16 protein-coding genes and 1 pseudogene are annotated in these 17,956 nt (G+C 63.6%); 9 read left to right on the top strand and 8 right to left on the bottom strand.

All coding sequences use genetic code 11. The features are described 5' to 3' along the window. Nucleotides 1-56: 56 nt before the first annotated feature. The 3 genes from VA602_RS19890 (at nt 57) to VA602_RS19880 (ending at nt 3,523) form a co-directional block, all read left to right on the top strand. A complete protein-coding gene (locus tag VA602_RS19890) occupies nt 57-1,676 on the top strand; it encodes an NADP-dependent glyceraldehyde-3-phosphate dehydrogenase (RefSeq protein ID WP_323454082.1) in 1,620 nt (539 codons plus the stop codon). A gap of 100 nt (nt 1,677-1,776) precedes the next feature. Continuing rightward, nucleotides 1,777-2,244 carry a VOC family protein gene (locus VA602_RS19885; protein ID WP_323454081.1) on the top strand — a complete coding sequence of 156 codons (468 nt, stop codon included), beginning with the start codon at nt 1,777-1,779 and terminating at the stop codon, nt 2,242-2,244. A 91-nt stretch (nt 2,245-2,335) separates the two neighbouring features. Then, nucleotides 2,336-3,523 (top strand): hypothetical protein, encoded by a 1,188-nt coding sequence (locus VA602_RS19880; RefSeq protein ID WP_323454080.1) that lies wholly within the window; start codon nt 2,336-2,338, stop codon nt 3,521-3,523. A 47-nt stretch (nt 3,524-3,570) separates the two neighbouring features. Here the strand turns inward: VA602_RS19880 and yiaY are convergent, their stop codons facing one another. The 3 genes from yiaY to VA602_RS19865 form a co-directional block, all read right to left on the bottom strand. Further along, nucleotides 3,571-4,719, bottom strand: coding sequence for an L-threonine dehydrogenase (gene yiaY / locus VA602_RS19875; protein WP_323454079.1), 1,149 nt, complete (start codon nt 4,717-4,719; stop codon nt 3,571-3,573). A gap of 135 nt (nt 4,720-4,854) precedes the next feature. Further along, a complete protein-coding gene (ilvA, locus tag VA602_RS19870; protein ID WP_065863476.1) occupies nt 4,855-6,417 on the bottom strand; it encodes a threonine ammonia-lyase, biosynthetic in 1,563 nt (520 codons plus the stop codon). A gap of 195 nt (nt 6,418-6,612) precedes the next feature. Next, nucleotides 6,613-7,047: a PACE efflux transporter gene (locus VA602_RS19865; protein WP_054893942.1), complete on the bottom strand. Its 435-nt coding sequence runs from the start codon at nt 7,045-7,047 to the stop codon at nt 6,613-6,615. Between the two features lie 150 nt (nt 7,048-7,197). Between VA602_RS19865 and VA602_RS19860 the strand changes: the two genes are divergently transcribed. Continuing rightward, nucleotides 7,198-8,388 carry an MFS transporter gene (locus VA602_RS19860; protein ID WP_323454078.1) on the top strand — a complete coding sequence of 397 codons (1,191 nt, stop codon included), beginning with the start codon at nt 7,198-7,200 and terminating at the stop codon, nt 8,386-8,388. On the opposite strand, the gene VA602_RS19855 is transcribed toward VA602_RS19860, so the two are convergent. After that, nucleotides 8,338-9,393, bottom strand: a complete 1,056-nt coding sequence (locus VA602_RS19855) for an alpha/beta hydrolase family protein (protein ID WP_323454077.1) — start codon at nt 9,391-9,393, stop codon at nt 8,338-8,340. The genes VA602_RS19860 and VA602_RS19855 overlap by 51 nt on opposite strands. Nucleotides 9,394-9,522: 129 nt before the next feature. Next, nucleotides 9,523-10,134: an FMN-dependent NADH-azoreductase gene (locus VA602_RS19850; protein ID WP_323454076.1), complete on the bottom strand. Its 612-nt coding sequence runs from the start codon at nt 10,132-10,134 to the stop codon at nt 9,523-9,525. Nucleotides 10,135-10,267: 133 nt separating this feature from the next. Here VA602_RS19850 and VA602_RS19845 point away from each other — a divergent pair, with 133 nt between their 5' ends. Beyond that, nucleotides 10,268-11,170 (top strand): LysR substrate-binding domain-containing protein, encoded by a 903-nt coding sequence (locus VA602_RS19845; protein ID WP_323454075.1) that lies wholly within the window; start codon nt 10,268-10,270, stop codon nt 11,168-11,170. Next, nucleotides 11,163-11,525, top strand: coding sequence for an MmcQ/YjbR family DNA-binding protein (locus VA602_RS19840; protein WP_323454074.1), 363 nt, complete (start codon nt 11,163-11,165; stop codon nt 11,523-11,525). The genes VA602_RS19845 and VA602_RS19840 overlap by 8 nt, the downstream gene beginning before the upstream one ends. An 18-nt stretch (nt 11,526-11,543) precedes the next feature. Here the strand turns inward: VA602_RS19840 and VA602_RS19835 are convergent, their stop codons facing one another. Then, entirely contained in the window at nt 11,544-11,978 is a 435-nt protein-coding gene (locus VA602_RS19835; RefSeq protein WP_323454073.1) for a DUF1294 domain-containing protein, read from the bottom strand. After that, a complete protein-coding gene (locus tag VA602_RS19830; RefSeq protein WP_054893935.1) occupies nt 11,978-12,808 on the bottom strand; it encodes an undecaprenyl-diphosphate phosphatase in 831 nt (276 codons plus the stop codon). Before VA602_RS19830 ends, VA602_RS19835 begins: the two co-directional genes overlap by 1 nt. Before the next feature lie 201 nt (nt 12,809-13,009). Here VA602_RS19830 and VA602_RS26850 point away from each other — a divergent pair. The 3 genes and pseudogenes from VA602_RS26850 to VA602_RS19820 form a co-directional block, all read left to right on the top strand. Then, nucleotides 13,010-13,879, top strand: a pseudogene (locus VA602_RS26850) (cache domain-containing protein); the annotation flags it as partial. A 138-nt stretch (nt 13,880-14,017) separates the two neighbouring features. Continuing rightward, nucleotides 14,018-14,752 carry a methyl-accepting chemotaxis protein gene (locus VA602_RS26845; protein ID WP_370671098.1) on the top strand — a complete coding sequence of 245 codons (735 nt, stop codon included), beginning with the start codon at nt 14,018-14,020 and terminating at the stop codon, nt 14,750-14,752. 110 nt (nt 14,753-14,862) lie between these two features. Beyond that, nucleotides 14,863-16,596, top strand: a complete 1,734-nt coding sequence (locus VA602_RS19820) for a DUF2599 domain-containing protein (protein ID WP_323454071.1) — start codon at nt 14,863-14,865, stop codon at nt 16,594-16,596. A gap of 91 nt (nt 16,597-16,687) precedes the next feature. On the opposite strand, the gene VA602_RS19815 is transcribed toward VA602_RS19820, so the two are convergent. Beyond that, a complete protein-coding gene (locus VA602_RS19815) occupies nt 16,688-17,929 on the bottom strand; it encodes a DUF2599 domain-containing protein (protein ID WP_323454070.1) in 1,242 nt (413 codons plus the stop codon). Nucleotides 17,930-17,956 lie beyond the last annotated feature (27 nt).

The raw sequence follows: 17,956 nt of genomic DNA, 5'->3' as shown, positions 1-17,956 counted from the left end.
GTGCATGCTCGGCTGAAGCGTTTCACCTGATCAGCTAAAAGTGAGGTGCAGTACCCATGGACCGTCTGCTCGATTCGCTGTTTCCCAACCCAGAAGACATCCCCGAGGCCTGGCGCCTGGGCGAGCCGCTGGAGCAACGCGACTATCTGGTGGCAGGGCAGCTCAGGCGCTGGGACGGGCCGCTGGCCACGGTGCGTAGCCCGGTGTGGCTCAAGGAAGGCGATCAGGAGCGTCAGGTCATCCTCGGCAGCGCGCCGCTGCTCGACGCCGACACCGCCCTCACCGCCCTCGATGCCGCGGTGCAAGCCTACGACAAGGGCCGCGGCGTGTGGCCGAACATGCGTGTGGCCGAACGTATCCAGCATGTCGAAGCCTTCCTGGCGCGCATGCGCGAACAACGCAGCGCCGTGGTCAAGCTGCTGATGTGGGAGATCGGCAAGAACCTCAAAGACTCGGAAAAGGAGTTCGACCGCACCTGCGACTACATCGTCGATACCATCAACGCCCTCAAGGACCTGGATCGACGTTCCAGCCGCTTCGAGCTGGAACAGGGCACACTCGGCCAGATCCGCCGCGCACCACTGGGCGTGGCGCTGTGCATGGGGCCGTACAACTATCCGCTCAACGAGACCTTCACCACGTTGATCCCGGCGCTGATCATGGGCAACACCGTGGTATTCAAGCCAGCGAAGTTCGGTGTGCTGCTGATCCGCCCACTGCTCGAAGCCTTCCGCGACAGCTTCCCGCCAGGGGTGATCAACGTCATCTATGGTCGCGGCCGCGAGACGGTCAGCGCGCTGATGGCCAGCGGCAAGGTCGATGTGTTCGCCTTCATCGGCACGCACAAGGCCGCCAGCGACCTGAAAAAGCTCCATCCGCGCCCCCATCGACTGCGGGCGGCGCTGGGCCTGGATGCCAAGAATCCGGGGATCGTGCTGCCCGAGGTGGACCTGGACAACGCAGTCGATGAAGCCTTGACCGGCGCCCTGTCGTTCAACGGCCAGCGCTGCACGGCACTGAAGATCCTGTTCGTGCACGAGGATGTGGTCGAGCCGTTCCTCGAGAAATTCCAGCGCAAGCTGGCGGCACTCAAGCCAGGCATGCCCTGGGAGCCCGGCGTTGCACTGACGCCGCTGCCGGAGCCGGGCAAGGTCGACTACCTCGATGGCCTGGTCGCCGACGCGCAGGCGCACGGCGCGAAGATCCTCAACCCGGGGGGCGGCCAGAGCCGGGGGTCGTTCTTCTACCCCGCCCTGCTGTACCCGGTGGCGCCGTCGATGCGCGTCTATCACGAAGAGCAGTTCGGCCCGCTGGTGCCGGTGGTGCCCTACCGCGACCTGCAGACGGTGATCGACTATGTGCTCGACTCCGACTACGGCCAGCAACTGAGCCTGTTCGGCAACGACCCGCAGACCGTCGGTGCGCTGGTCGATACCTTCGCCAACCAGGTCGGGCGCATCAACCTCAACGCCCAGTGCCAGCGCGGCCCGGACACCTATCCGTTCAACGGCCGCAAGAACAGCGCCGAAGGGACCTTGTCGGTGCATGACGCGCTGCGGGTATTCTCGATCCGTACCCTGGTGGCCACCAAGTTCCAAGAGTCCAACAAGACGCTGATCAGCGAGATCATTCGCAATCGCCAGTCCAGCTTCCTGACCACCGACTACATCTTCTAGCCAGCGGCCGCTTAATCGGAAAACGGCATTTGCGCATTCGTCGAAACTGTACAAATATACAGTTTCGACGAATGACCACCTTCCACAGGAGGTATGCGCAATGCCAGCCAAACCCATACCCGAAGGCCAGCACAGCATCACGCCCTACCTGGGTATCAAGGATGCCGCCAAGGCCATCGCCTTCTACAAGCAAGCCTTCGGCGCCGTCGAGATGTTTCGCCTCGATGGCCCCGACGGTCGCGTCGGTCATGCCGAGCTGAAAATCGGCGACTCCTCGCTGATGCTCGCCGATCCCTGCGACATGGAAGGTGGCCTCACCGCCAGCCAGTCGCTGCCCGGTGCAGCCATCGGCTTGCACCTGTACGTCGAGGACTGCAACGCGGTCTATGCCCAGGCCGTCGCTGCCGGCGCCACGCCACTGCGAGAGGTACAGGACCAGTTCTACGGCGATCGCAGCGGTACCTTGAAAGACCCGTTCGGCAACCTCTGGTTCGTGTCCACCCACAAGGAAGACTTGAGCCCCGAAGAGATCCGCGCCCGCGCGGCCAAGCTGTTCGGCGGCAACTGAACGGGCGACGAGTCGCAAGCCGCACGCTTGAAGTTGAAAGCGCCGCGGCTTTGCTTGAAGCTTGAGGCTTGTAGCTCGGAGCTGCTATTGAATGCGAATCATCGAAAAGAACGGCGCGCAGGTGCGCACCCTCACCCCGGCCGAAGAAGAACTGCTGGTCGGGTTTGCCAGTGCCACGCTGGTTGGCCCGCGCCTGCTGCAAGCCAACCAGTGGCTGATGAAGGTGCGCAGCGCCAACCAATGGCTGGCCTGCGATTGCCGCAAGGATGCCCTGCCGGTGCTCAATGTCAGCCTCAACGGCAACACCGGCACCTTGTTCCTGCGCAATAACCCCGACACCCCGGAGCATGCTCCCGGCTGCCCTTTCACCAAGGACGAGCGCGAAGCCATGGAGCGCAGCGAGGACGTACCGCCGCCCGCCGCCTGGCTGCCACCCGACACGCCGCTGCGTCTGCTCGGCGATTTTCGCCGTGACAACGCGGGTAACGGAACCGGCGGGGAAACCGGTGAGCGCCGCGAGCAACAGCGCCTGTTGTCGCTGCTGCTGACCTGGATCGAAGCCAGCGGCCTGAACGTCTACGCCACGCACCTGAAAAAGGACCTGACCGCCCAGTTCGCCGAACTGCGCGGCGTCGCTGGTCGCTATCCGCTGCTCGAGCGAGTCCCGGCGAGCAACTACCTGGAAACACGCCTGGACATGAAGCACATGATGATGCTCAAGGCGCGCCTGCGTGAATCCAGCGTATTCGGCAACCACCGCCGCCACGGTCTGCTGCTGGACTGCGTCGAGCAGATCAAGGGTCGCAAGGTGCTTAACGCCCGCAGCGAGGACGGTTTCGATTTCCAGGGCCATCACTTGCTCTGGGGCGGTAGCAAGACCGGCGGCCCGCTGCTGGCCTTGGCGCTGTACTCGCCCGCCACTGCCGGCAGCCACTACTACGAACTGATCCATGTCGCCAGCGTACCGGTGCTCTCACGTGCGCACTTGTTCCCGGTATACCGTGACGAGGAGCGCGAACCGCTGAAAGCCCTGGTCTCGCTGATCGACTGGATGGCGGGCAAGGGGGTCAAAGTGCTGATGCGCCGCCCGGTGATCGGCGGCGAGGTGATGGACGAGCTGGTACTGACTTCCGACCAGGACCGCGTGCTGTCGGTGTCGCTGCTGGAAAAGCCGCTCGGCCCGGAGCCCGACACGGAAAACTTCAAGCGCTACGCAGACTTCAAGAGCCCGGAAACCTTCCGCAAGTACGTGGCGGGGTTCTTCATGCGTGAGCGCTGAAGCACGGCCTTGTGCTGCTTGCCAAGGCCGTCTGTTCCTTGAATCAACTAGAACGCCGCCTCGAAAATCGCTTCGATCTCCCCCTGGCTGGCAGTGCGCGGATTGGTCAGCCCACAGGCATCCTTCAACGCATTGGCCGCCAACACCGGCACATCTTCGCGCTTGGCCCCCAGCTCTGCCAGGCCGGAAGGGATCCCTACCGCCACGGCCAGATGCTCGATCGCCGAAATCGCCGCCCCCGCGCCCTGCTCTGCCGTCAGCCCACACACCTTCACGCCCATGGCCTTGGCCACATCGCGCAGACGCGCGGCGCTGACCTGGGCATTGAAGCGTTGCACATGCGGCAGCAACACCGCGTTGCAGACCCCATGCGGCAGGTCGTAGTAGCCACCGAGCTGATGCGCCATGGCATGTACATAACCCAGCGAAGCATTGTTGAAGGCCATGCCGGCGAGGAACTGGGCGTACGCCATGTTCTCCCGGGCTTGCAAGTCCTGGCCGTCGGCAACCGCCTGGCGCAGGTTGTCGTTGATCAAGGTGATGGCCTTGAGTGCACAGGCGTCGGTGATCGGGTTGGCGGCCGTGGAGACATACGCCTCGATGGCGTGGGTCAGCGCATCCATGCCGGTGGCGGCGGTCAGGCCCTTGGGCATGCCGACCATCAGTGCCGGGTCGTTGACCGACAGGATCGGCGTGACATTGCGGTCGACGATGGCCATTTTCACGTGGCGCGATTCGTCGGTGATGATGCAGAAACGGGTCATCTCGCTGGCCGTACCGGCCGTGGTGTTGATGGCGATCAGTGGCAATTGCGGCTTGGCCGAACGGTCCACGCCTTCGTAGTCGCGAATATGCCCGCCGTTGGTTGCGCACAGGGCGATGCCCTTGGCGCAGTCATGGGGCGAGCCGCCACCGAGCGAGATCACACAATCGCAGCGTTCGCGCTGCAACAGTGCCAGGCCCGCCTCGACGTTGGCGATGCTCGGGTTGGGCTTGGCGCCGTCGTAGATCGCCGAGTCGATGTCGCGCTCGGCCAGTAGCCCAGCGATGCGCTTGGCGACCCCAGCCTTGGACAGGCCTTCGTCAGTCACGATCAACGCCTTGCGCAAGCCGTAGCCGGCAATCGCCGCCATGGCTTCGTCCAGGCAATCGAGGCCCATGATGTTGACGGGTGGAATGAAGAAGGTGCTGCTCATGGCCGAGATCCTCTCAGGTTGTTGTCTGTCTACCCTCGAGGATCTGCCCTAACTGCTGGACGAATGTTGATCCAGGGCAAGCCGCCGTGACTGAACGGTCGACATCGCAGGCAATCCGCGATGAGCGGCACTCGTTTACCCCAGAAACAACCGATACGCCGGATTGTCCGTCTCATCCCAATAGCGATAACCCATGGCCTGCAGCGCCTGGGGCATGAGGGCCTGCTCGTCGGCTGGCACCTCCAGCGCAGCGAATACCCGTGCCTCGGCAGCGCCATGGTTACGGTAGTGGAACAGACTGATGTTCCAGTTCTGGCCCAGGCGCTCGAGAAAGCCCAGCAACGCACCTGGGCGTTCGGGGAACTCGAAGCGCAGCACCCGCTCGTCGGCGCTCGGCGCAGCATGGCCGCCGACAGTGTGGCGCACATGCAGCTTGGCCAGTTCGTTGTCGGTCAGGTCGAGTACCTCATAGCCCTGCGCCCGCAAGCTGTCCAGCAGGCCCTCGCGCGGGTCGTGCTGCGGATGGGTTTGCACGCCGACGAACAGCCGGGCTTCCTTGCCAGGGTGGTAGCGGTAGTTGAACTCGGTCACCTGGCGCTTGCCCAGGGCCTGGCAGAACGCGCGAAAGCTCCCCGGCCGCTCAGGGATGGTGACCGCGATCACCGCCTCACGCTGCTCACCGAGTTCGGCACGCTCGGCCACATGGCGCAGGCGGTCGAAATTGATGTTGGCCCCGGAGTCGATGGCGACCAGGGTCTGCCCACGGACGGCGTCTCGCGCCACGTACTTCTTGATCCCGGCCACGGCCAGCGCGCCGGATGGTTCGGTGATCGAGCGAGTATCGTCGTAGATGTCCTTGATCGCCGCGCACAGCTCATCGCTGCTGACGGTGATCACTTCGTCGACGAAATGCCGGCACAACTCGAAGCAATGGGCACCGACCTGGGCCACCGCCACGCCGTCGGCAAAGGTCCCGACCTGCGCCAGTACCACTCGCTCGCCAGCGGCCAGCGCGGCCTGCAGGCAGTTGGAGTCCTCGGGCTCGACACCGATCACCTTGACCTGCGGACGCAAGTACTTCACGTAGGCGGCGATCCCCGCGATCAAACCTCCGCCACCGACCGGGACGAAGATCGCATCCAGGGCGCCCGGGTGCTGGCGCAGGATCTCCATGGCCACGGTGCCCTGCCCGGCGATCACGTCGGGATCGTCGAACGGCGGCACGAACGTCGCTCCCTGGCGGTCGGCCAGTTGCAGCGCATGGGCCAAGGCATGGGGGAAGCTTTCGCCATGCAGCACCACGTTGCCGCCGCGCGAGCGCACACCGGCGATCTTCAGTTCAGGGGTGGTGGTGGGCATGACGATGGTCGCCGTCATGCCCAGGTGCGCTGCGGCCAGCGCCACGCCCTGGGCATGGTTGCCGGCGGAAGCGGTGATCACGCCACGCTCGCGCTGGACCTGGGACAGGCGCGACAGCCGGGTATAGGCACCGCGAATCTTGAACGAGAAGGTCGGTTGCAGGTCTTCGCGCTTGAGCAGCACCTGGTTGCCGAGGCTGGTCGACAGCGCCGGGGCCGCCTGCAGCGGGGTCTCGATGGCCAGGTCGTACACGGGCGCTGCAAGAATGCGCCGCACCTGCTCCGACAGCAGTTGCTGGGGCGTGACGGGGGAACGGGGGCTGACGCTCAGATTGCTCATCGATGACTCCTGGGGTTTGCAGATGCCCAGGAGTCGAGAAGAAAAAACCCGCCTCCAGGGCGGGTTTCGGTGCCAGTGCGCGCTAGCCCGCCAATCCGATAATGGCGGTAATAATAATCAGGCCGAAGGTGCGCACAGGCGAGTAGGTATTCATGGAGTAGGAACTTATCCCGCCAAACCGTAGGAAGTCAACATTCAGCAACGCGCCTGTTGCTGTGCCGACAGCGGCACGTCGAAGACCTTGTCAAAGCCCCACTGGAAGACGAAGGCATAGACGAAGAAGAACACGAACAGGGCCAGATTGGTGAGCAACGCGCTCCACAGGCTGATATCCAGCCAGAACGCCACCAGCGGCAGCAGGATCAGCACCAGCCCACCCTCGAAGCCCAGCGCATGCAGCAAGCGGCGGAACCAGGTACGGGTACGCTGCGCCTGGCGTGCTTCCCAGCGCTCGAAGGCCCAGTTGTAGCCCATGTTCCAGCTCATGGCGATACCCGACATCAGGATCGAGAGTATCGTCGAATGGGCCATGCCGGCGTCGAACATCAGCGACAGCGCAGGCGCCACGCACGCCACGGCGATCACTTCGTAGAGAATGGCCTGGACAACCTTGCGGGCCTTGCCTTGCATGGAGCACTCCTTGGCGGAAACGGAAGGAGACGGTACGCCGGTTCAGGCACCGGTTCAAGCACAGGAATCGTGTGGGAAAATCGTTAGGCTGCTTTCTTTTATCCCTCCAGCCAGCCATGATTGCTGCACCGCCCGCCCGCGAACACCGCCATGACCGCCCCAGCCCCAACGCCTGTCAGCACCACCGCCCTGACCCTGCAGATCCTTTCGATCGTCTTCTACACCTTCGTCGCCTTCCTGTGCATCGGCCTGCCCATCGCGGTGCTGCCCGGCCATGTACACGACCAGTTGGGCATGGGTGCGGTGATCGCCGGCCTGACCATCGGCTTGCAATACCTCGCCACCTTGCTCAGCAGGCCCTTCGCCGGTCGCGTGGCCGATAGCCTGGGCGGCAAGCAGGCGATTCGCTATGGGCTGTATGGCATTGCCGGTTGCGGCGTGCTGACCCTGCTGTCGGCCTGGTCCCTCGCCCTGCCCTCGCTGAGCCTGGCGTTGCTGCTGGCCGGGCGTGTGCTGCTGGGGGTCGCCCAAGGCCTGATCGGCGTCGCCACGCTGAGCTGGGGCATCGGCCAGGTCGGTGCCGAGCACACCGCCCGGGTGATCTCCTGGAACGGCATCGCCTCCTATGGCGCCATCGCCATCGGCGCGCCCGCCGGGGTGGTGATGGTCGGCCAACTGAGCTTCGTTGCCCTCGGCCCGGCCTTGCTGGTGATGGCGCTGCTGGCCCTGTGGGTGCTGCGCGGCCGCCCGGACGTAGTAGTGGTGCGCGGTGAGCGCCTGCCCTTCTGGTCCGCCTTCGGCCGCGTTGCACCCTGCGGCATGGGGCTGACACTGGCGTCGATCGGCTACGGCACCCTGACCACCTTCGTCACCCTCTACTACCTGGAGCAAGGCTGGGTTGGCGCGGCCTGGTGCCTGAGCGCCTTCGGCCTGTGCTTCATCGTCTCGCGGCTGTTGTTCGTCAACGCGGTCAACCGCTTCGGCGGCTACAACGTGGCGACCGCGTGCATGGCCACCGAAGTGCTGGGGCTGACCCTGCTGTGGCTGGCGCCTGCACCGGGATGGGCTTTGGTTGGGGCGGGGCTCACCGGCTTTGGCTTGTCGCTGGTGTATCCGGCGCTGGGCGTGGAGGCGATCAGGCAGGTGCCCAGCACCAGCCGGGGCGCGGGGCTCGGGGCCTACGCGGTGTTCTTCGACCTGGCATTGGGCCTGGCCGGCCCGGTAATGGGCGCGGTAGCCGTGCACCTGGGGTACGCGTCGATCTTCTGCGTGGCAGCGCTGCTGGCACTGTCAGGGGTGGGCCTGGTCCTGCTGCTGGCCCGCCGCGCCGACCGCCGCTGAGCGCTCGGCGGGCTCCGGGGCTCCCAGCGCCTGGCTGAAAAACGCCGCAGCCTCGCTCTGCAGGCCCCGGTGCACCTGGCGACGGTCGATGCCGTCGGCATCCTTGCACAACACCGCCATGCGCTGGCGCTGTTCGTCGTCGCAGGGTGCCATGAACACGAAATGCCCAGCGCCAGACAACAGACGGTAGTCGGGCGTGACCGGCAACTTGCGCGCCAGGGCGCTGGCGTTGCGGTCGACTGCAAGCAACTGGTCCTGGTCGCCGCTGTAGATCAGTGCGGGCACATGCACGCCGGCCAGGGCATGGCGGCCAAACATCAGGCTCAACGGCGCCATCAGCATCACCGCACCGACACGCGGGTCGGACTGCGGGGTCAACTCGCTGCGGTCCGCGATCAACACGCCATGGGTCTTGCAGGCATCGGCATCCATCGGCCGTTCCAGGCAATAGTTGCGCAGTCGCTCAAGGTCTGGCTGGGCGCCCGACAGGATCAATGCGGTCTCCCCGCCTGCCGAGTAGCCGATCACGCCAACCTTGCCCTGGCTGAGGTAGGGGCTGAGCAGGTGATCCGCACGGGCAGCGGTGATCGCGGCGCTGACCTGCAAGGGGCGGCCGTAGAGGTTGCTGAGCTTGCCCAGCCGACTGTGGTCACGAAGGTTGTCGCCCGGGTGGGTGACGGCCACCACCACGAAGCCCTGGCGGGCCAGCGAGGTCGCCAGATCGTGCAACGCCACCGGGGTGCCGGTATTGCCATGGGAGACTACCAGCAGCGGGAACTGGCCCATGGCGACCGGCGCCTCTTCGGCCACCCGCAGGGTGTAGCCTTCGATGCGCGTAGGCCGCGCCGGGCTGCTGCTGGGATAGAACACCAGGGCCTGCATGGGCTGGGCATCCACCGGGTCGGCAAGCGTGAGGCGATGCAGGCCGGCCACCCAAGGTGAAGCCTCGGCACGGGCCAGCAGGCCGCCGAGCAGGATCAACGTCAACAGGGCACGGGTTTTCATCGCGAGCGTCTCTCCCCTCGAGGCGGACGAGTAGCATAAGCATAGAAGCTACGCGATGGACGACAGATGAAACATCCATGAAAAAGCCGGCTGTCGCACAAGGCGACAGCCGGCTTTTTCGGGGTTCGATCAGGCTGCGGCGAACAGCTCGTTGGCAATCTGCGCCTGGGCAGCGTCGATGGCCTTGCTGCGATGCTCGGGGCCATACGCCAGGCCGTGGGCGCGGACGATTTCCAGGTCGGTGATGCCGATGAAGCCCAGGAACACCTTGAGGAAGTCTTCATGGCCGACACCGCTTGGCTGGCCCTGGTGCAGGCCACCGGCAGTGGACACCAGCACGACTTTCTTGTCGCCGCACAGGCCTTCCGGGCCCGCTTCGGTGTAGCGGAAGGTCTGACCGGCGACGGCCACGCGATCGATCCAGGCCTTGAGCTGGGTGGGCACGGTGAAGTTGTACATCGGAGCACCGATGACCACGGCGTCGGCGGCGAGGAATTCGGCCAGGGTTTCGGCACTCAGGCGGGCTTCGTGGGCCAGGGCGGCGTCACGGGCTTCTTCGGGGGTGCCGGCGGCAACCAGGGTCGCGGCCGAGAAGTGGCTGATGGCATTGGCAGCAAGGTCGCGGTAGATGACTTCGACGCTAGGATCGGCGGCCTTCCAGGCATCGACCACTTCGCGGCTCAACTGGCGGGAGGCGGAATTGTCGCCCAGGATGCTCGAATCGATGTGCAACAGTTTCATGGGACTCTCCTGTGAATGAAGACCGCGGCGGTGGGCGATCACGATGGAGAGAATCCTACACAGGCGACGAATAGCTGATTAGTCGGCAAAAATGCGTTAGTTTGTTCCACTGATGGAACAGTGAGATATCCATATGCAAGACCTCAACGACCTCTTCTACTTCGCCCGAGTGGTCGAGGCCGGTGGCTTCGCCGCCGCCGGACGCCAGTTGGGCATCCCCAAGTCGCGCCTGTCGCGGCGTATCGCCGAACTCGAGGAGCGCCTGGGCACGCGCCTGCTGCAGCGCACGACCCGGCAACTGAAGCTGACCGCCGTCGGTGAACGTTACCTGCACCACTGCCAGGCCATGCTGCTGGAGGCCGAGATGGCCGACGAAGCCGTCGCCAGCATGACCAGCGAGCCGCGTGGACGCCTGCGGGTATCTAGCCCGGTAGCCCTGGCACATGCCTTTTTACCCGACATCATCAGCCGCTTTCTCGCCCAGTACCCGCTGGTCCAACTGGAGATGGTGCTGCTCAATCGCCGTGTCGACCTGATCGCCGAAGGTATCGATGTGGCGCTGCGGGTGCGCGACCTGGGGGACGAGGACCCGGCCCTGGCCACCCGCCGCCTGCGCCAGGCGCAGATGTACCTGGTGGCAGCACCTGGATTCGCCGACGGGCTCGAGCACCCGTCGCAATTAGCGGGGCTGCCGGTGCTGGGAGCAGCGGATGCCGATCGCCTGGTGCACTTTCGCCTCATCGGGCCGGGCGGTGAGGAGCAGGAGATCGCCCTGGAACCGCGCCTGACCATCGATGACTTCGTTGTGCGCAAGGCCTCGGCCCGCGCAGGCCTGGGCTTCACCGCCCTGCCAAGCAACTATTGCGAAGAAGAACTGGAACGCGGCGAACTGGTGCACCTGCTGCCGGAATGGTCACTGCCAGGGGGTTACCTGCAGGCAGTGTATCCGCACCGACGGGGTGTGTTGCCTGCAGTGCGGGTATGGATCGACCACCTGGCGACCTCGTTCGAGGCCTGTGGAGAGCGTTATGTCTGAACGACGCATGAGCCCCGAGCAGGTGGCAGCGTTCTGCCTGAGCCTGCCCGGCGCGCGGGAGGATTACAAATGGGGCGGACTCCGGGTGTTCTCGGTGGCCGGCAACAAGATGTTCGCCGTGCTTGACCTGCCGGGAGCAGGCTTGATGTTCAAGGTCGCCGACGAGCTGTTTCTCGGTTATTGCGACCGTCCCGGCGTACGCCCGGCGCCTTATCTGGCAAGGGCGCGCTGGATCAGCATGCTGCCTCCCTACCCCATGGGCCGAGAGGAGTTGACCGAGCTGCTGCAGCGTTCGCACCAACTGGTGGTGCGACGCTTGCCCAAGCGCTTGCAGGTGGGCTTGTTGGCGGATTGAGGATTGCGCGGCGCTCGCTCAGCCCATCAATCCCAGCCAGCGCCCACCCAGCACCAGGCGATCCAGCCAGAACACCTGGTGCAACGCGACGATTGCCCAGAACACCATCTGGTACGACAGCTTGCGGGTCTTGTGCCGGAACAGTTGCTGCGCCAGCAAGGCCCCCGGCCAACCGCCGAGCAACTCGCAGGCATGGAGGATTTTCTCTGGCGTGCGCCAGGCCTGGGTGCGGGCCTGCTGCTTGTCCTGCCAATACAGCAACAGGCAGACCAGGCTGGCCACCGGATACAGCGCCAGGGGCAGCCAGGACTGGCCGCTCCAGGCCATCTGCGCCACCCCCACGCCCGGTAGCAGGCACAAGACCAGCAGCACCAGCAACTTCAGGCGCAGGTTGCGCACGCCCTCGCCTGCCTGGCCAGCGTCGCGCCGCCCGGCACTTTGCCCACGTGCCATCAGCCGTGCGCCGTGGCCCAGTCAACCCAGCCGAACTGCCAGGTCGCCAGGATCAGCAGGCCGAAGGCAATGCGGTACCAGGCAAAGACCGCGTAGCTGTGGTTGGCGATGAACTTGAGCAACGCACGCACCGCGATCATGGCGAAGATGAACGACACCACGAAGCCGATAGCGAACACCGGCAGGTCGGCCGGCTGGAACAGGTCGCGGTACTTGTAGCCCGAATACACCGCGGCACCGACCATGGTCGGCATCGCCAGGAAGAACGAGAACTCGGTCGCGGCCTTGCGCGACAGGCCGAACAGCAGGCCGCCGATGATGGTCGAGCCCGAACGCGAGGTCCCCGGGATCATCGCCAGGCACTGCACCAGGCCAACCTTCAGGGCATGGGACCAGCGCATGTCATCGACATGGTCGACCTCGATACGGTGATCGCGGCGCTCGGCCCAGAGCATGATGAAGCCACCCACCACCAACGCCACCGCCACGGTGATCGGGTTGAACAGGTACTCGTGGATCAGGTCGGCGAACAGTACGCCAAGCACTACCGCCGGCAGAAAGGCGATCAGCAGGTTGGCCGTGAAGCGCCGCGCCCTGGGCTGGCTCGACAGGCCGAATACCACTTCGAAAATCTTGCTGCGAAACTCCCACACCACCGCCAGGATCGCGCCCAGCTGAATGATGATGTTGAACGCCATCGCGCGCTCGCCGCCAAAGTCGATCAGGTCGGCCACGATGATCTGGTGGCCAGTGCTGGAAATCGGCAGGAACTCGGTCAAGCCCTCGACGATACCCAGGATGATTGCCTGGAAGGCACTCCAAAAATCCATCAACTCCCCCAATGGACACTGCTCCTGGCAGCATCCTAGTTCTTTTCGATTACAAATATTCACCGCACGCGCGGCGACGCGTGTTTTACAGCCTTCGTTAGTCACAACACCAGCGAAAAAGTGCGCCGCGGCTAAAGGTTTCATCTTGCGCGGCCGAAATCCTATCAGAGGCCCTGCACGAAGGCTTGCGCGGGATGCAACATGGATTGTCGAGCCCGGCACTTAGCCGTTGGTCGACTGGGTTGCAGGCATCCGGTCATGCTTGGATGCTGCTCATATAAAAAGAACAAGACATGGAGTGACCTTTTGATGAAGACCTTGAGATCGATGTCGATCAGCCGTCGTCTGTGGCTGATCCTGCTCGTGGCCGTCGCCATGCTGTTGGTCCTGGGGCTGCTGATGCTGCGCCAGATCCATGGCGACCTGTACCAGGCCAAGGCGCAGAAGACCCAGCACGTGGTCGAGACTGCCGTGGGCGTGCTCGCCTACTACCAGGGGCTGGAGGCTGCTGGCAGCCTCGATCGGCAAAGCGCCCAGCAGCAGGCGCTGCAGGTGGTGCGCAGCCTGCGCTACGACAAGGATGACTATTTCTGGATCAACGACCTGCAACCGAAGATGGTCATGCATCCGGTCAACGCCAAGCTCGATGGCCAGGACCTGTCGGCGATCCGCGATCCTGACGGCTTTGCCGTGTTCAACGAGATGGTGACCCTGGCCAAGGCCCAGGGCGCAGGTCCGGTCAACTACCGCTGGCCCAAGCCCGGCGCCAGCGAGCCGGTGGCCAAGACCTCCTATATAGAACTGTTCAAACCCTGGGGCTGGATCATCGGCTCGGGAGTCTACGTCGACGACGTCCAGGACGAATTCGCCCGCCAGGTCCGCGAGGCCTCGCTGGTCGGGCTGGTCATTGCCCTGGTGATGGGGCTGGTGGTGTGGCTGATCGCCCGCAGCATCGCCCGTCCGCTGCACGAGGCGGTGCAGGCCATGGGCAACATCGCCAGTGGCGAGAGCGACCTGACCCGCCGCCTGGACACCCACGGACGCGACGAAATTACCCACCTGGGCGAGTATTTCAACCGCTTCAACGGCAAGCTGCAGGGCGTGGTCGGCCAGTTGCAGGGCACAGCCCATGCCCTGGCCCAGTCTGCCGGGCACGTCGGCGATAACGCGGGCAGCGCCCAGCAGCACAGTGCCCAGCAATCGCTGCAGATGGACCAGGTGGCCACGGCGGTCAACGAGGTCACCTACGCGGTGCAGGATGTGGCGAAGAACGCCGAGCAGGCGGCCGTGGAAATGCGTGCCGCGCAGCAGCAGGTCGGTCAGGGCCAGCAGGCGATCCATGGCAGCCTGCAGCAGATCGACCGGTTGTCGGCGACCATCGATCAGGCTCAGGGGGTGATCCGCGACCTGGCCGGGCACAGCACCAAGATTGGTGGCGTACTGGAAGTGATCCGCTCGATCGCCGAGCAGACCAACCTGCTGGCCCTCAACGCCGCCATCGAGGCCGCGCGTGCTGGCGAACAGGGCCGCGGCTTTGCCGTAGTCGCCGACGAGGTACGCCTGCTGGCCCAGCGCACGGCGCAGTCCACTGCCGAGATCCAGACCATGATCGAGCATCTGCAGGGCCAGTCGGATGCCGCCGTCCGGGCCATCGACACCAGTAGCGAAGCATCGCGCCAGACCGTCGAACAGGCCCGCGAAGCCGGTACCAGCCTTGCAGCCATCGAACAGGCACTGCATACCCTGGCAGCGCTGAACACCTCGATCGCCAGCGCCACCCTGCAGCAGTCCCATGTGGTCGAGGAAATCAACCGCAACGTGCTCGACACCGCGGGCCTTTCGCAACAGACCGCCGAGGCGGCGCGCCAATCCAGCGATGCCGGTGTCGCCCTGGCCCGCCTGAGCGAGGAGCTCGAGCAGTTGCTGCGCCAATTCAGGGTCTGAATCACAGCTGGATAGCCGCAACGCAAGCGGGCCGCCTAGCAACTTTGCCAGTAGACGCCCGCTGTGCAATTCGCAGACGTTGGACCTCCACCAAAACAGTCGAGGTCAACATGTACCTGCGCACATTCACGGCAGCACTTTCCCTGGGTTTATCGACCGCACTCACGGCGGCGCCGGTGGCGGTCGATACTCCAGAAAACACGCTCAAACGCATCAACGACAACTACAACCGCCTCGACAATGCCTGCAAGGAGCCTGGCGGCGCGCCACGAGGCCATTACTATTGCAGCGGCGTAACGTTGCGCATGGTCGATGACGGGCCGTTCAATCCCTGGGACTACAGCCCATACGCGATCAGGACGGGCGCCACATCCTTCAGCTGGATTCGCCGAGATCTGAGCACCAACCGGCTGATACGTCCCGCGGGCTTCATCCTGCGTACCCCGGAAGATTCCAGAGCACTCAAAGCACCGGTGATGGAGCAAGGCTTCATGTGCATCTACAGCTTCGATGGCTTCACAGGCCCAGATCGACAGGTATGGGGCTGTGGCGCCTTGAAGCAGCCGGTTGCCGGCACACCCTGGGCCAACACCCGACCGGAGGGCTACCAGGAACGCTCGGCAACCAACCCACCCAACAAGAATGCAGACTTGGCATGGGGCTCGTGCGATCGGAGAAACATCGATACAGCCGCACAGTGGCGCACCCAGTACAGCGGGGTGCGACCGCCTTTGCTGGCCCCGACAAGTCTCAACCGTATACAGGTGCAACAATGTTCATGGAACGCCGAGCAGCCCTCAGACTGGGACGCAATGATTCAGGTTCATGAAGCGCCCGGTACCAGACACCGAGATCCTTTCGCCTACAAAGAGGCGTTGAACGAATTTCTCCTGCGCAACGATCTGACCGGAAAATCCAAGGATGATGGCAGCGCTCGCGCGCCATTCATCGATGCCTTCGTCTGGGACGTCAACAGTACCTTCGTTGCCAACACCCGCGGCGACACGCGCAAAGCCAGACCCACGATCGGCCTGAAGCCTGCGCAGGCGTTCCAGCGCAAACTCTACGAGCAAGGCTATGCGGTGCCCATCCTGCGCATGGACTTTACCAAGCCCCCCGCACAACGCTTCAGCTACGAGCCCAAAGATCAAGTTGTAGTCTTGAGCGCTTCCCCGGCAGAGGCAGAACCCGCTCAAGCGACAGACTTCATCGCCTCCGCCGACTGGGTGGATCGAGGCGCCGAAGAATTGGGAATGGGCCGAACCGAGAAATCGCTACTGCTGAAACTCAACCCCGGAGTCAAACTCAGCCCGGCAAATGCGGACGCCATCTACGCTGCGCTCGAGGCGCGCTATGGTGACAGCCCGCAGTGGATACACGATGAAATCCATGAAGGCAGCATGCGCGCGCAACTGCAGTGCCTGGCGGTACGTCATCCAGACAATAGCGAGTGGCAGTTGGAGCCTTGGCGCCCTGCCCTGTCCGCCACCGACATGCAGAAAGCCAACTGCAATCCGCTGCGCAGGCTGATCCAGTCCACTCAATGGACGGTATTGACCAAGAATGGCCAACCCCTGACCAATCCAGCGACCGGCGAGGAGCTGTTCGGTCTGCAGGTCATTCCAACCACTCTGGGCCGTAGCGTCACCGCGCAGGAGCTCTATGCAGAGTTGTTCCGCCAGGAGGGACGCGATCCGCGCTGGCAGGAAGGTGTGCCCGGCAGCATGCAATTGCAGGTGAGCTGTCTGCATGACAACTACAACAAGAAAAAGGACTGGAACCTGGAGCCCTTCCGCATGGCAACTTCCGCCGCCCAGACCAAGTCGGCCGACTGTAACCCTTGACTCTGCAACACAACGATAACCCCACGAAAAAGCCCAGCGATACCTTCATGGTTATCGCTGGGCGAGCAACGTGGTGAAGCGTGAGCGAGTTTCAATAGGGGTTGCAGTTCATCTTCAACGAGGTCTCATGGTCAACGTAGGGCCGCGCAGGCTCGAGGTTCCACTCAGGTTTGTCACGCACAGGCCTGCCGGCGCTCACCAACGTCAGATGGCAGACCATCTGCCGGCGCATGGAACCGCCGTACTGGCTGTATTCGCGCCACTGCTCGTCATCCTTGTGCAGGTTGTATAGCTCGGCCCACATACGGTCGGTCTGATCGTCCTTGATTTTCCGACCACAATCGGTAGGGACTACCTGAAGCGTCCAGGTGTCCTTGCCCAACTTGGGATCATCGCGCCTCACCCATTTGCTCGACTCGATGTACTTGCTGCAGTACTGGTTTTCAGGCGGTACAGGTGTCGGGCTGATACAGGAAAAGCGGGCTTTGCCGTTGGGTGTCCTGGGGAAGTCGATCTTGACGATATTGCGCTCCTTGCCCGTTTTGGCTTTATAGTCGGCCGCATTTTTCTGCGCATCTGCCAAGCCTCTGGGCTCGCTGTAGAAAAAGGCCAGGATCGGCAGCTCATCGGTTTTCGGGTTACCGATACGCAGCTCGGTCTGAGTCTGGAATTCGCGCGTATTGATCACCTGCCGCGCCTTGATGAATTTCTGGAATGCTGCGGTGCGGGCCTCATTGGCGTCGCTGCCGCGACCGCGCATATCGAAACCACATTGGCGCTGATCCTGTTTGCGATCACGTTGGTATTTGTTGAACAACTGCACCCAGGCCTGCGCGCTGTCGATCGGAGGCTTCATCGATTGACACACAGGTTCCTGCGTCGAGGTGCTGTTCTTGTTGTCACCGCAGCCCTGATCGTCGCGAAAATCTGTCCAGGCATCATTGGGGAACGCGCAGTAGATATGAACAGGGGTCTCAGACTTCCTGACTTCGTCGAACGGCGCGATGATATAGCCGTTATTGGTTTTGAGCCCCGGATCCTCGTAACTGATGCCGTCCGAGCGCATCCAGGAAGCAGCGAACGTACCTAGCCTCTGCGCCGTAGCGCTTGGATTCCATACGTCGTAAGCACCATCAGGGGATCGGTGCGTACCTCGAATGAGAAGGCCTGAGCAGTTCGACGCCGGGCCGGACCGACATTTGTCGACCGTGTTGTCGTACAGGGTCTGCACCGTTTTCAATGTGTCTTTGCAGCTTTCGGCGCTGGCTGCCAATGGCTGCAGCAACAGAGCCGGTACGAAGTAAGGCATCAGCTTCGCCAATCGTCCATTCATGTCTTCGTCCTAAAACAGTTGATTAAC

The organism is Pseudomonas machongensis (assembly GCF_034961125.1).
Lineage (GTDB): Bacteria > Pseudomonadota > Gammaproteobacteria > Pseudomonadales > Pseudomonadaceae > Aquipseudomonas > Aquipseudomonas machongensis.
The sequence above is the reverse complement of the archived record's forward strand: the minus strand, read 5'-3'. Positions and strand labels throughout refer to the sequence as shown.

What these genes read in the sequence shown, in the direction of transcription:
- VA602_RS19850 (WP_323454076.1), bottom strand. Translation starts at nt 10,134, where the DNA reads ATGAAACTGTTGCACATCGATTCGAGCATCCTGGGCGACAATTCCGCC.
- ilvA (WP_065863476.1), bottom strand. Translation starts at nt 6,417, where the DNA reads ATGAGCAATCTGAGCGTCAGCCCCCGTTCCCCCGTCACGCCCCAGCAA.
- VA602_RS19830 (WP_054893935.1), bottom strand. Translation starts at nt 12,808, where the DNA reads ATGGATTTTTGGAGTGCCTTCCAGGCAATCATCCTGGGTATCGTCGAG.
- VA602_RS19815 (WP_323454070.1), bottom strand. Translation starts at nt 17,929, where the DNA reads ATGAATGGACGATTGGCGAAGCTGATGCCTTACTTCGTACCGGCTCTG.
- VA602_RS19840 (WP_323454074.1), top strand. Translation starts at nt 11,163, where the DNA reads ATGTCTGAACGACGCATGAGCCCCGAGCAGGTGGCAGCGTTCTGCCTG.
- VA602_RS19855 (WP_323454077.1), bottom strand. Translation starts at nt 9,393, where the DNA reads ATGAAAACCCGTGCCCTGTTGACGTTGATCCTGCTCGGCGGCCTGCTG.
- VA602_RS19845 (WP_323454075.1), top strand. Translation starts at nt 10,268, where the DNA reads ATGCAAGACCTCAACGACCTCTTCTACTTCGCCCGAGTGGTCGAGGCC.
- VA602_RS26845 (WP_370671098.1), top strand. Translation starts at nt 14,018, where the DNA reads ATGGACCAGGTGGCCACGGCGGTCAACGAGGTCACCTACGCGGTGCAG.
- VA602_RS19835 (WP_323454073.1), bottom strand. Translation starts at nt 11,978, where the DNA reads ATGGCACGTGGGCAAAGTGCCGGGCGGCGCGACGCTGGCCAGGCAGGC.
- VA602_RS19880 (WP_323454080.1), top strand. Translation starts at nt 2,336, where the DNA reads ATGCGAATCATCGAAAAGAACGGCGCGCAGGTGCGCACCCTCACCCCG.
- VA602_RS19865 (WP_054893942.1), bottom strand. Translation starts at nt 7,047, where the DNA reads ATGCAAGGCAAGGCCCGCAAGGTTGTCCAGGCCATTCTCTACGAAGTG.
- VA602_RS19820 (WP_323454071.1), top strand. Translation starts at nt 14,863, where the DNA reads ATGTACCTGCGCACATTCACGGCAGCACTTTCCCTGGGTTTATCGACC.
- VA602_RS19885 (WP_323454081.1), top strand. Translation starts at nt 1,777, where the DNA reads ATGCCAGCCAAACCCATACCCGAAGGCCAGCACAGCATCACGCCCTAC.
- VA602_RS19890 (WP_323454082.1), top strand. Translation starts at nt 57, where the DNA reads ATGGACCGTCTGCTCGATTCGCTGTTTCCCAACCCAGAAGACATCCCC.
- yiaY (WP_323454079.1), bottom strand. Translation starts at nt 4,719, where the DNA reads ATGAGCAGCACCTTCTTCATTCCACCCGTCAACATCATGGGCCTCGAT.
- VA602_RS19860 (WP_323454078.1), top strand. Translation starts at nt 7,198, where the DNA reads ATGACCGCCCCAGCCCCAACGCCTGTCAGCACCACCGCCCTGACCCTG.